10 protein-coding genes are annotated in these 12,649 nt (G+C 42.6%); 5 read left to right on the forward strand and 5 right to left on the reverse strand.

What is annotated here, in order from left to right:
* Positions 1 to 169: 169 nt before the first annotated feature.
* The 5 genes from NSP_RS05820 to NSP_RS05845 all read left to right on the forward strand — a co-directional run bounded on the left by NSP_RS05820 (position 170) and on the right by NSP_RS05845 (position 6,195).
* Positions 170 to 1,093: a hypothetical protein gene (locus NSP_RS05820; protein WP_006196834.1), complete on the forward strand. Its 924-nt coding sequence runs from the start codon at positions 170 to 172 to the stop codon at positions 1,091 to 1,093.
* Positions 1,094 to 1,208: 115 nt separating this feature from the next.
* Entirely contained in the window at positions 1,209 to 3,680 is a 2,472-nt protein-coding gene (gene recG / locus NSP_RS05825) for an ATP-dependent DNA helicase RecG (RefSeq protein WP_006196835.1), read from the forward strand.
* A 188-nt stretch (positions 3,681 to 3,868) separates the two neighbouring features.
* Positions 3,869 to 4,123, forward strand: a complete 255-nt coding sequence (locus NSP_RS05830) for a ribbon-helix-helix domain-containing protein (RefSeq protein ID WP_006196836.1) — start codon at positions 3,869 to 3,871, stop codon at positions 4,121 to 4,123.
* A 354-nt stretch (positions 4,124 to 4,477) separates the two neighbouring features.
* The gene (locus tag NSP_RS05840) at positions 4,478 to 4,681 is read left to right on the forward strand and encodes a type II toxin-antitoxin system VapC family toxin (protein WP_231859542.1); all 204 of its coding nucleotides are present in this window, start codon (positions 4,478 to 4,480) and stop codon (positions 4,679 to 4,681) included.
* Positions 4,682 to 5,400: 719 nt separating this feature from the next.
* Positions 5,401 to 6,195, forward strand: a complete 795-nt coding sequence (locus NSP_RS05845) for an LmeA family phospholipid-binding protein (protein WP_173403333.1) — start codon at positions 5,401 to 5,403, stop codon at positions 6,193 to 6,195.
* A gap of 83 nt (positions 6,196 to 6,278) precedes the next feature.
* Here the strand turns inward: NSP_RS05845 and NSP_RS05850 are convergent, their stop codons facing one another.
* The 5 genes from NSP_RS05850 to NSP_RS05870 all read right to left on the reverse strand — a co-directional run bounded on the left by NSP_RS05850 (position 6,279) and on the right by NSP_RS05870 (position 12,475).
* Positions 6,279 to 7,670: a UDP-glucose dehydrogenase family protein gene (locus NSP_RS05850; protein WP_006196841.1), complete on the reverse strand. Its 1,392-nt coding sequence runs from the start codon at positions 7,668 to 7,670 to the stop codon at positions 6,279 to 6,281.
* Positions 7,671 to 7,831: 161 nt separating this feature from the next.
* Entirely contained in the window at positions 7,832 to 8,767 is a 936-nt protein-coding gene (locus NSP_RS05855) for a UDP-glucuronic acid decarboxylase family protein (RefSeq protein WP_006196842.1), read from the reverse strand.
* Positions 8,768 to 9,259: 492 nt separating this feature from the next.
* Entirely contained in the window at positions 9,260 to 11,395 is a 2,136-nt protein-coding gene (locus tag NSP_RS05860) for a cation:proton antiporter domain-containing protein (protein ID WP_006196843.1), read from the reverse strand.
* A gap of 134 nt (positions 11,396 to 11,529) precedes the next feature.
* Complete coding sequence (locus NSP_RS05865; protein WP_006196844.1) at positions 11,530 to 12,186, reverse strand: HAS-barrel domain-containing protein; 657 nt, start codon at positions 12,184 to 12,186, stop codon at positions 11,530 to 11,532.
* A gap of 94 nt (positions 12,187 to 12,280) precedes the next feature.
* A complete protein-coding gene (locus tag NSP_RS05870; protein ID WP_006196845.1) occupies positions 12,281 to 12,475 on the reverse strand; it encodes an NAD(P)H dehydrogenase subunit NdhS in 195 nt (64 codons plus the stop codon).
* Positions 12,476 to 12,649 lie beyond the last annotated feature (174 nt).

Consider the following 12,649-nt stretch of genomic DNA (forward strand, 5'->3'; position numbering starts at 1 on the left):
GAGATTTTGAGCAAAATCAAAGGCAGGTTATTGGATTGACATTTGTGAGTGAGTATTGTAGTGGGTAGAAAGAAGTTAGGAACCACAGATAAACACAGATAAATAAAATAATAGGTACGTTTGTACCATAATAAGGTATGGATCAGATTGGCAAGTAATAAGAGAAGATATGGCTAGAGCAATTGAGCTAATTGAACGGGATATTGCAGCATTGCAAGCAGCGATCCGAGCGATCGCCACAGAACTCTATAATGCTTATGCCAGTTATTTAACTACCTTGGGGCAAGCTTTACGAAAACAGTTGATTCTAGCAAGTTACCATCTATGCACCCAAGGGTATCCCGAAAACTTTCTCAAGTTATCTCTAAATCAGCGCCAACAATTGCAGCAAGCTATCCGCAATTTGGGTCAAGAGGCGGCTGAGTTATTACTTTCTTATCTCCAGAGTCAGGAAAATGAGGAAGATGAGAGCGATGAGGAAGATGAGGAAGATGAAAGCGATGAGGAAGGTGAGAGCGATGAGGAAGGTGAGAGCGATGAGGAAGATGGGGGATTTGATATAGATGAGGTAGTAACATATATGTTATCTGAATCATCTGCTTTGCCGGTGATCACTTCAACCCTGAAAAGTTTCAACCCTGATCTCACCAACCCCATAGAACTAGCAAAATGGCAACACAACCTGGAAAATTTAATTCAACAGACGTTAAAAAAGGTTTCCCACGACGCGAATCTTTTATTACAAAAGGCTAGTATTTTACCCAAGAAATTACCAGAACCCATTTTAGAAGCGGCGGCTGCTGTCTCAGAAGCATCTTCTGAGGTGATGCCAGGGCCACCCAATCTTTTAAACTTGGTGGTGGAAATCCAAAATGAACAAGAGCCAGAAGACTCCAGACTCACACAGATTATGGCGATTAACCTACGATTGGGGGACATTGAATTTGCCGACACAAAGCTCTCCTCTGAGCGCAGGCAAATTCGCCATATATTAGTTCAGCTAAACAAAATAGGGCGAGATTATCAAAAAAAGCAACGGGAACGCTCCGTTGCTGAAGCTGAATCTGCATGGCGTGCGAGTTGGTTTGAATAGACTAGGGAGTGGGGAGTCGGGAGTCGTCCGTAAAGAATTTTGGATTTTGGATTTGCGATTTTAGATTGCAGTCTAATCCAAAATCTAAAATCTAAAATCTAAAATTGATTGACTAATGACTAATGACACACCAGATTGGGTAAGATTGCAGAAAGCCTTGGCAATAGAAGCTGACAAAGGCTTTACAGACTTAATCGGCAAACAATACCGCTTCAGTGAATTTCTCTGCTTGACTTTTGGGAAATTCCCCACAGCTTTGCCCTCAGTAGAACGTGGCCGTTGGCAAGAACTAGCGGCGAAATTTGCTAACTATCCCCATCTGGAAGAGTCAGAAAGACAGCATTTAGTCGCTGAAACTCGGAGGTATCTTTACCAACTACAGCAAGAACCAAAAGAAAGTAGCACAGAGAAATCACAAATATACCAACGCCAAAATTCTCAACCGAAATCGCCCATTGTGGCGGAAGTGAGTCGGAGGTTAGCGCCAAAGATTGATCAAAAACTCAGCGATTTACCAGAAATCGGCCCTCGTCAGGCTGATAAATTAGCGGCGCTGAATTTGCTTACTGTGCGTGATTTGCTTTACTACTATCCCCGTGATCATATTGACTATGCGCGTCAGGTGAATATTGGGGAATTGCAGGGGGGTGAAACGGTGACAATCATTGCTAATGTCAAGCGTTGTAACTGTTTTACTAGCCCCAAAAATAAGAAATTATCGATTTTAGAATTAGTTCTCAAAGATAATACTGGTGAAATTAAAATTACCCGTTTTTCTGCGGGGGCGCGTTTTGCTAGTCGCGGTTGGCAAGAAGGTTTAAAACGCCGTTACCCTGTGGGTAGTATTTTGGCAGCTTGTGGGTTGGTGAAAGAAAGTAAATATGGCTTGACTCTGGATAACCCGGAACTTGAGGTTTTAGCACATCCAGGAGATGCTATTGATTCTTTGACTATTGGTCGGGTTGTGCCAATTTATGCTCTAACTGAGGGTGTAATGGCAACTATGGTGAGACAGGCGATAACGGCGGCTTTACCAGCTACGGTTCACCTCAAAGATCCTTTGCCGAAAGGGTTAAGGACAAAGTATAATTTGATGGAATTGAAGGATGCGATCGCTAACATCCATTTTCCAGACGAAAGCGCCACGTTACAAGCTGCTCGTCGTCGCCTAGTCTTTGATGAATTCTTTTACCTGCAACTCGGCTTATTACAACGTCAGCACCAAGCCCGCCAAATCCAAACCAGCGCTATTCTCGCCCCTAAAGGTCAGCTAGTCGAAAAATTCTCCGAAATTCTGCCTTTTGAACTGACCGGCGCACAGCAACGAGTCCTCAACGATATTCTCACAGACTTGGAAAAATCCACCCCAATGAATCGGCTGATACAGGGCGATGTGGGTTCGGGTAAAACTGTGGTGGCTGTAATTGCGATCCTCGCCGCCATTCAATCTGGATATCAAGCAGCGTTAATGGCTCCCACCGAAGTTTTAGCAGAACAGCATTACCGCAAGTTAGTGAGTTGGTTTAACCTGTTGCATTTACCCGTGGAATTACTGACAGGTTCTACCAAAGTTGCTAAACGGCGAGAAATACATTCTCAGCTAGTCACAGGTGAATTACCTTTATTAGTGGGAACTCATGCTTTAATTCAAGACACTGTTAACTTTAACCAATTGGGGTTAGTGGTAATTGATGAACAACATCGTTTTGGGGTGAAACAAAGGGCGCTATTACAGCAAAAAGGCGACCAACCTCATGTATTAACTATGACCGCCACCCCCATTCCTCGGACGTTAGCATTAACAATACATGGGGATATGAATGTTAGCCAGATTGATGAGTTACCACCAGGACGGCAAAAAATTCAGACCACTATGTTAACAGGTAAACAACGCACTGAAGCTTACGACTTAATGCGCCGGGAAATTGCCCAAGGAAGGCAAGTTTATATAGTTTTACCTCTGGTGGAAGAATCGGAAAAATTGGACTTGCGGTCAGCCGTAGAGGAGCATCAGAAGTTACAAGAAAGTATTTTCCCTGACTTTCAAGTGGGATTGTTACACGGTCGCATGAGTTCCGCAGATAAGGATGAAGCGATTACCAAATTCCGTGATAATCACACGCAAATATTAGTTTCTACTACCGTTGTAGAAGTGGGTGTGGATGTTCCCAATGCAACGGTGATGCTGATTGAAAATGCTGAAAGATTTGGCTTATCACAACTGCATCAATTGCGTGGGCGTGTTGGTCGTGGTGCGGCTCAGTCTTACTGTTTATTAATGAGTAGTTCTAAGAGTGCTGATGCTCAACAACGGCTGAAGGTATTGGAACAATCCCAGGATGGCTTTTTTATCTCCGAAATGGATATGCGGTTTCGAGGCCCTGGGGAAGTGCTGGGAACTCGTCAATCAGGTGTAGCTGATTTTACTTTAGCCAGTTTGGTGGAAGATGAGGAAATTTTGCTGTTAGCCCGACAAGTTGCGGAGAAGGTGATCGAGATGGATGCAACTTTGGAACGTTGGGTTTTGATGAAAGCTGAGTTGAAGTATCGCTATGAACGGTTAATGGGTGGCGCGATTTTGACTTAATTCATTTTCTCTACAATACCTTAGCCAAATTGAAAAAAGCCTTAATTCGTAGGTTGGGTTGAAGCATGAAACCCAACAAATGCGTTGGGTTGCGCTGTCGCTTAACCCCTACGACAAAAAATGGCTAAGGTATTGCTCTAGGAAAATGTTAAACTTGTCATACAAGCTGAGGACAAATTTTCATAACTATGCGAATCAATGCCCGTTTAGATGAAGAAGATGCTCATAAACTAAGTTACATTCAACAACAGACTCATCAAACAGTAACCGATGCAATTAGGACTGCTATTGACTTGTACTTCCAGCAACTTCAGCAGCAAAAACCCCTAGATTTGCTCACACAAAATGGTTTTATTGGCTGTGGTGAAGCAGAACCTGATTTGTCTCTAAACTACAAGTCAATTTTGCAAAATGGCTTAAAAGGTAAATATGGTGATTGTTGATACGGGCTTTTGGTTAGCCTTGGCAAATCTAAATGACTCCTATCATACTCAAGCAATAGCGGTACTTGCGAATCTTAACGAACCTCTGATTACAACTTGGGCTGTTGTCACAGAAACTTGCTATCTACTTCTCACAAGGATGGGGAACCATGCCCAAATCAGTTTTATTAATAACAGGACTTACGCAAAATTATGGAAAAACGAACCACGTTCGCGAAGCGTCTCCCCTTGGGAGAAGGACACGAAGGACACGTTGGCGCTAGCCTCTCCCTTTGGGAGAAGTTAAGAAGGTTTCAGAGAGTTCTTGCGTAAGTCCTAAATAACTTATTTTTAGGAGGATTTACAGTTTTTGATTTGGAACTGCATCATGGTAAACGCATTTGTGAACTGATGGAAAAATATGCAGACTTACCAATGGATTTTGCTGATGCTTCTCTCGTAGTTTTGGCGGAAAACTTGGGACATGGACGAATTTTGTCGATAGATTTCCGCGATTTTAATGCTTACCGTTGGAAAAATCAGTATCCTTTTGAAAATTTGATGCTTGGGGATGGTTGAATGATTAAAGATTAAGAAATGGTTAAAGAAGTGGGCGATCGCATCTGTATCACCTTGCTTTATACGTATCGATATTTTACTACTGGAGTATAATACGGACTATCAGGCTCTCTACGAATAGAAGAATCAACAACTTCACCTGTTGTTATAATCCAATTGCGACTGGCTCCGGCTCTTGACATCTGACAGATAGCATTGATAACCACGTATAATAAAAAAATTGAGAATACTAATGAGAAAACATAACTTAACATATATGAACTCCTGAAAATTTCTTTACCCTCACCGTGCCGTTGCGAAATATTTTAACACTTCTAGATAGTGGTAAAATCCAATTAGTCCCTGAAAAAATTACCCAAACTAATCTTTTGTTTGCTTTATATCGCTAAATCTAGAGGCGGATAAACTGATAAATTCAGTCTATTTTTACCTATCATTTGTGTTGCATTTTGAATATAAAAACAATCATCTAATCATCTGGTTCTAAACCTACCCCCTAGTGATAGGCTCAGATCCCCGACTTCTTGAAGAAGTCGGGGATCTTTGGTTTTGGGGAATTTGAGTTTCTGATATCAGAGGGTGTAACATCTGACACACTAGAATAGCAATCATCAGCTATTCCTCACCTCACCATCAGCAAAATGAATGTGGGGATCGCTTGCTCTATTCTTCACAGTTTGTTACAAAAGTATAAAGAACTTCTAGAGATCCAAAACTTCATGTTCGGCGGACTTACTGGTTTAAAAGATTCTCAAGGCACAGATTGGGGAGAGCGAATGCTAAACACAGTCGCCAGCCAAACGATTCGCCACTTGTTTACCCAAAGCGAGTCAGTAGAAGTCTTTGTGCGCTGCTATCCCTCCAGCAAACTGTTGCAAGGCAGCATTGATAGCTTTAAGATGAGCGGTACTGGGTTGGTGATTCGTAAAGATTTTTTGGTCGAGGAAATGTCCTTTGAAACCGATGCGGTTGCTATTGACTTCGGTGGGGTTATGAGTGGTAAGCTCAACCTCAAGCAACCCACCCAAGCGATCGCTAATGTCATCTTATCCGAAGCGGGCATTAACCAAGCCTTCAATGCCAAACTGGTGACACAGCACCTGGTTAACCTCACAGTACCTTCCTTGACTGCAATATCCGGGGGTACACCAGTTTCCTTTACCGATATTCAAGTAGAACTTTTAGCAGCAAATCACCTGCGGATTTTAGCGAAAGCAGATTTAAATAATGGCGAAATCATCCCACTGAGCATAGTCATGAGTGTAGCTGTAGAACGACGGCGACGGATTTCCTTTAAAAACCCCCAAATTGAGCTTGACTCAATACCAGAAGCACAACGGGAAACCTCCCAAACATTGAGTATGGCGCTGGCGGAAATTTTAGATAATATGGTTGACTTGGATCGCTTTGACCTTGATGGTGTGAAATTGCGACTGAATCGTTTAGAAACTGAAGGAAAAAATTTAATTTTCAGTGGTTATGCGGAAATAGAGCGTATCCCTCGTAACGCTTAAATCACAGAACCTCACCCCCTACCCCTCTCCTTAGTAAGGAGAGGGGAGACTTTGACGCAAGTCAAAGGCGGGGTGAGGTTTTTCTATCGTCCCACACCGACATATTGGAAACCAGCCCTAACCATAGTTTCAGGTTCCAGGAAGTTACGACCATCGATCATTACCGGATGGTTCATTAATTTTGCCATCTTAGTGTAATCTAGACTGCTAAACTGCTGCCATTCGGTGACTAATACCAAAGCGTCGCAACCATCAGCTAGCCTTTCCGCGTCTGTTTCCACTAACACGCCTGTCAGACCATGACGTAAACCTGTTTGGGAAACAATGGGGTCATAGGCTTTGACTTTCGCTCCTAGTCGGTTTAGCTGCTCAATCAAGTTGAGTGCTGGCGCATCCCGCATATCATCTGTATCTGGCTTGAAGGTTAAACCCAGAAGTCCGACAGTTTTACCTTTGAGAATTTTGAGAACTTGCTGGAGTTTTTCCAAAGCAATTAAACGTTGGCGTTCGTTGACACTCACAGCAGCTTTCATTATCTGGGCTTCATAGCCATAGTCTTCAGCTGTGTGAATCAGTGCGGAGACATCTTTGGGGAAGCAGGAACCACCCCAACCAATACCAGCGTTTAAAAATTTGTTACCAATGCGGGAATCTAAACCAATACCTTTTGCTACTTGGGTTACGTCCGCACCAACGCGATCGCAAATATTCGCAACTTCGTTAATAAAGCTAATTTTAGTGGCTAAAAAGGCATTAGCAGCATATTTGATCATTTCTGCGGAACTGAGGTCTGTAGCTAATACAGGCACTGCTGGTAAAGATTTATCAACCGCATACTGGCGTTCCACAATGGGCGTATACAGTTCTTTCATTAAGGCGATCGCTCTAGGACTATTGCCGCCTAAAACGATACGATCCGGGTTAAAAGTATCATACACCGCCGAACCTTCCCGCAAAAACTCTGGATTGCTGACCACATCAAATTGGGCTAAATCTTCAGGTGATTTTTCACCACTCGCTACTCCACCTGCGGGGACAAGTGTTTTCTGACGTTCCACAATCCCATCTAAAACAATCATCCGTACCCAGTCGCCAGAACCAATGGGGACTGTAGATTTATTGACAATTACCTTATAACCACCGTTGAGATTTTCGCCGATACCACGAGCGACAGCTTCCACATAACGGGTATCACTTTCGCCAGTAGGTAAAGGTGGTGTTCCCACAGCAATAAATAGAACTTCCCCGTGAGCAACTCCGGCAGCTATATCTGTAGTAAAATGAATTTTTTCTGTTTTAATCGCAGACTGCATAATGTCCGAGAGTCCCGGCTCAAAAATCGGGGACTGTCCAGACTTCATTAATTTAACTTTTTCTTCATTATTATCGACGCAAATGACATCATGGCCGATATGAGCTAAACAAGCACCTGTAACCAAACCAACGTAACCAGTACCAATTACGCAAACACGCATTTACTTTAACTCCTCACTTTTTTGGGGTTAGCCTTGAAAAAATTGTCAAATATGACACTTTTATCCACTGGTAAAACCAGTAACTGAAGTACAGGCTACTGAGAAGATGAGCCTGCACAAAGATTGAGAGCGGCGTGAAGCGCTACCCCCAAATCTAAATACTAGGTATCGCTTGTCATCCGCTTACGGAAATCTTCTACTGTCAGTTTTAACCCTTCTTGTAGCCCAATGGTAGGTTCCCAATTTAACAAGGTTTTAGCTTTAGTAATATCAGGCTGACGACGACGCGGATCATCAGATGGTAATGACTCGTACTTAATTTTTGCGTCCGGGTTCACCATGTTTTGTACAGCTTGCGCCAATTCCAAAATTGTGTATTCCCCAGGATTTCCCAAATTCACTGGGCCAACATAGTCGCCATTCATTAGGCGTATAAACCCTTCTACCAAGTCAGAAACGTAACAGAAACTGCGAGTTTGCGAACCATCACCATAAACAGTTAAAGGATTACCCTGTAACGCTTGAACGATGAAATTACTCACTACCCGACCATCGTTTTCTAACATTCTCGGTCCGTAGGTATTGAAAATCCGCGCCACCCGAATTTCGACTTTATTTTGTCTGTAGTAATCAAAAGCCAAAGTTTCCGCAATGCGTTTGCCTTCGTCATAACATGAACGGATGCCGATAGGATTAACACTACCCCGATACTCTTCTGGTTGGGGATGAACTTCAGGATCACCATAAACTTCGCTGGTTGAGGCTAAAAAGAACCTCGCCTTAACGCGTTTAGCTAGTCCCAACATATTCATTGTCCCCATAACGTTAGTTTTAACGGTTTTAACGGGGTTGTACTGGTAATGTACAGGAGAAGCTGGACAGGCTAGATGATAAATTTGATCTACTTCTAAGCGAATTGGTTCTGTGATGTCATGGCGGATGAGTTCAAAGTTGGGATTATTCATCCATTTGAGGATATTGCGTTTATGACCTGTGTAAAAGTTATCTAAGCAAATTACCTCATGTCCTGCTGGTATTAATCTGTCAATCAGATGGGAACCAATGAACCCAGCACCGCCCGTTACCAAAATTCTCATAATTTCCGAATTATTTTATTAATACTTATCGTTGATTTCTCACGATAATTTAGATTACCCAGTTTTCATGCAAAAATAATATATAACGAACAGACCTAATTTGAAAGAAACAATTTAATGCAGTATATACTTAATTTTGTGAAGTTTAAACTCAATTTTTTAGACTAATCATATACCAAAGTATCAAACATTCCCTGCTCATTGTCTTGTTTGGCTAAAAATTCATCAAATCTTTAATCCTCTCAACTTTTTTCAATATTTTACCGTGAGATTATCTGAGCCTAATTATAATTATTCAACCGGAACCTCACCCTAGTTTTTACCCAAAACCTTTCCCTGTCCTTCTCCCAAAGGGAGACGCTACGCGAAGGTAAGCAAAGGGATGTCGGTGAGAAAAAAGTGAGGTTGGGCAAAATTTTGGGGTAATGCGATGACTTGTTTCTACACTGTAGCCAATGTGAAAAGATGCGAAAAAAGCAGATTTTTCCTGGCTTAAATAGCAGCTGTAGGGTGGGAAATCTCTAGTATTGACATTTTACTTTGAGTGTGCTGTGGTTCTCCCAGCATGACTATAGAGCAGGTAAGTTGTCCAGCTAACTGGGTTGTGACATCGCTAATAGCTAACCCACCAGGATTTGTCCGATTTCGGATAAAAGGCAACACTACTAAATCATATAATCTTGCAGCCTGTAAAATTGCTTGGGCAGCATTTTGATGAGCGATAATTTGAATTTCTGGGGGATGAGGTACAGCTAATTGAGACATTAATTCGGCGAGGTGCGTTCGCTTGGTAGCGATTTTCTGGGAACCACGAGCTTCATTCATGCACACATGGAGTACAGTAACCTGGGCTTGATTAGCCTCAGCCAGCATCTGGGCAAATTGTACAGGTTGCAATGATGATGCTGTTAAATTTTCTAAGGGTACTAAGATGCGTTGAATTTTTTTGGGTGAGTCCATCAGACGCGTCACCGCTACTGGACAATGAGATGCCCAAAGTACATTATCAATTACATTGCCAAATAAACGCGCTCTTAACCCATGACGTTTACCCCAACCCATGATAATTAAACTCGCCTGTTGTTCGCGAGCTGCTCTACTAATACCTAGAGCAAAAGCATCATCAATTCGCAGCAATGGTTCTGCTTCTACTCCCAATAATCGACTTTGTGCTGTGGCTTTTGCTAGTAACCATTCACTGCGACGCAGAGAAGCTTCTAACTCTGGTGCATCCATTTGAGCCGCAGCAGTGGCGATCGCCAATGGTATAATTTTACCTTTAGCTTGATTTGCCAATAATGCCGCCATTTCCAGCAAATACTGCTGCGTTTGAGGATTATACACAGGGACAACTATGGTCAAAGGACTGTGTTTTGCTTCTGTCTTCTCCTCAGATAAACTGGTAGTAGGTACTTCGGGAACTGCGGTGGAAACCAAAGCCACAGCTGTGTGATTGGTCATCCATAGCCCTAAGAGTGAGGTAACAACCATTAACACAACCACACTATTTAACACTGCCTCTGGTAACAACCCAGACCGATAACCCACTACAGTAGCTGCTAAAGTTGTCCCCATCTGAGGTATTGATAGCGACCACATAGTCAGTATTTCCCCCCAGTTGTAGCGGTAAAGCAGTTTTGTGAATAAAGCGGCGATGAATTTGCTGCTAATTAAACCGACGATCATCAAAAGCGTTAATTGCAGGGTGCTAATGCTGGTCATCAAAGCAGGTAAATCGATCATTAAGCCAAAACTAACCAAGAAAATGGGAATAAATAGGACACTGCCAATAAATACCACCTTTTCCCTAACTGGCCCTTCACCTACGGTTTCATTTACCGCCAAACCTGCTAAAAAGGCTCCGACAATTGTTTCTACGCCAATGAATTGAGCGCCTACCCCAGCCAGAAACACGGTAAGTAACACAAACAAAAACTTATTACCCTCGTTGTCTCCACATCGCCGGAAAAATTCTTTGCCAGCCCAATCAAATCCCACCAAAATGATCATGGTGTAAACACTCAACCACATCAATAGAGGAAGTAGTTGATCTAAGCTGAATAGGCCAGTGTCAGTAGTAGCTATACAAACTGCTAAGATCAGCACAGCGCTAAGATTGGTAAAAACCGTGGCTCCCATTGCGACAGTTACAGCTTCATTCTTGACCACCCCCAGACGACTGATAATGGGATATGCCAAAAGGGTATAAGAAGCCAACAAAGAACCCATTAAAATCGCAGCATTCCAGCCCAAATTAAATATCTGTCCGATTAAGGTTCCCATGACTAGGGGGAAACTCAAGGTAAGGATGCCAAATCCCAAGGAACGTTTTTTGCGGCGGCGGAAATGCTTGATTTCTACTTCTAAACCTGCGACAAACATCAAATAAAGTAAGCCAATATTTGAGAACAGGCTGATAATGGGTGATTCTGTGTGGAAGAAATTCCAGCCTGATGGTCCCAGTACTACCCCAGAGAAGACTAAGCCGATTAATCCTGGTAATCTCAGTCTCTCAAAGAGGATGGGTATAACTAAAATGACCACTACCAAAACAGCAAAGGTAACAATTGGTTCCTCGCCCAGAACTTGATAAGTTGGTTCGGTGAGAACTTGTAAGATTAATTCCATAGATTGGACTGTAAGGAGCGACGTGAATTGAGGATTATTTAGAAGGAGTTTGACTTAATATAAAAGCCACACTGGCGAAAAATTTAACAAAACTTCATTTAAACTACATAAGTAGTTGTCTAATAATTAACTACCTATGGATGGATTTGACTTAAAATAAACCGTAGGCGATCGTAGTCATCTTTTAATAAAACGCTCAGAGTCCGTCCAGCTTTAATTAGCCATTGTCGGTCAGTTTTGCGTAACTGGTAAACATGGCGAATAGCTGCTGCTGTTAATGCTTCTACTGGCGCATTAGTTATAGTCAGTAATGTCCGCAAAAAATCTAGTTCCTCAGTGAATTTAATGATGGCTTCTGGTTCACAGAGATAAACAGCTTGGTGAATTTGCGGAGGACGAGGTGGTAAGTACTGATATATCCCTTGGTTTGTCCCTAAAGAGTGGGAGGAATGCCGAAACCCCACAATCGCTGCTCGAAATTCAGTTTTGAGCATGGCAAAAATTTGGGGTTGTTCCTCGCGTAAATCCTGCAATGACAACCCCAAAGCTACAGCCCGATGTACAGAATCTATGGGCATGGTTGTAGCGTGATACAACACAGCATAAATTTGATTGCCTGACTCTTCATCCACAGCACAAACCCAACTACCAAACGGCGGGATGGGGGGAAAACTTAAGTCTTCTGGTTCCAAACACTGTGAGAGAAATTCGGTAGAAGTAGTTTCGATCACCTCCGCAATGTGGTTGGGGTGGCGATCGCCTGTGGTAAACTGTGGTAAAGGTAGACGCATATTAATTATTAGTCCTTGGCCATTAGTCTGTAGTGATTAGTCACCAGTGTTTTAATGACTCATGACTAATCACTGATCACTCATGACTATGAATCTATTTCCCTTTTCGTCCGGCTGTCAGTTCTACGAGTTCTAATTCTGATAGGCGAAAGGTAATTAATTTATCCCAGTTGCCACCTTCAAATAGTACAGCGACTTTGCCATCACTGACACGTTGTACAAGTCCTTCGTAGCGATAATAGGTGTCGGCGGGATTCTTAACGCGAACTGTTGATCCTGGCAGAATCATGATGTTTACCCTCGCTGGTTTACTGTTAATAGCTTAATAGTTCCAAAAAGCATAGACAAATATCTCATGCCATTTGTTTGCCGGGAATAACCCCGACAGGGCTAACTACAACGCCCCCTATCCCTAGACTAAACGCTGTCGGGACTACTTTACGTCAAATCTTCAAACTACCAT

This window comes from Nodularia spumigena CCY9414 (assembly GCF_000340565.2).
GTDB classification, from domain to species: domain Bacteria; phylum Cyanobacteriota; class Cyanobacteriia; order Cyanobacteriales; family Nostocaceae; genus Nodularia; species Nodularia spumigena.

Coding starts and splice junctions, on each gene's coding strand:
- NSP_RS05820 (WP_006196834.1), top strand. CDS start 170: ATGGCTAGAGCAATTGAGCTAATTGAACGGGATATTGCAGCATTGCAA.
- recG (WP_006196835.1), top strand. CDS start 1,209: ATGACTAATGACACACCAGATTGGGTAAGATTGCAGAAAGCCTTGGCA.
- NSP_RS05830 (WP_006196836.1), top strand. CDS start 3,869: ATGCGAATCAATGCCCGTTTAGATGAAGAAGATGCTCATAAACTAAGT.
- NSP_RS05845 (WP_173403333.1), top strand. CDS start 5,401: ATGTTCGGCGGACTTACTGGTTTAAAAGATTCTCAAGGCACAGATTGG.
- NSP_RS05850 (WP_006196841.1), bottom strand. CDS start 7,670: ATGCGTGTTTGCGTAATTGGTACTGGTTACGTTGGTTTGGTTACAGGT.
- NSP_RS05855 (WP_006196842.1), bottom strand. CDS start 8,767: ATGAGAATTTTGGTAACGGGCGGTGCTGGGTTCATTGGTTCCCATCTG.
- NSP_RS05860 (WP_006196843.1), bottom strand. CDS start 11,395: ATGGAATTAATCTTACAAGTTCTCACCGAACCAACTTATCAAGTTCTG.
- NSP_RS05865 (WP_006196844.1), bottom strand. CDS start 12,186: ATGCGTCTACCTTTACCACAGTTTACCACAGGCGATCGCCACCCCAAC.
- NSP_RS05870 (WP_006196845.1), bottom strand. CDS start 12,475: ATGATTCTGCCAGGATCAACAGTTCGCGTTAAGAATCCCGCCGACACC.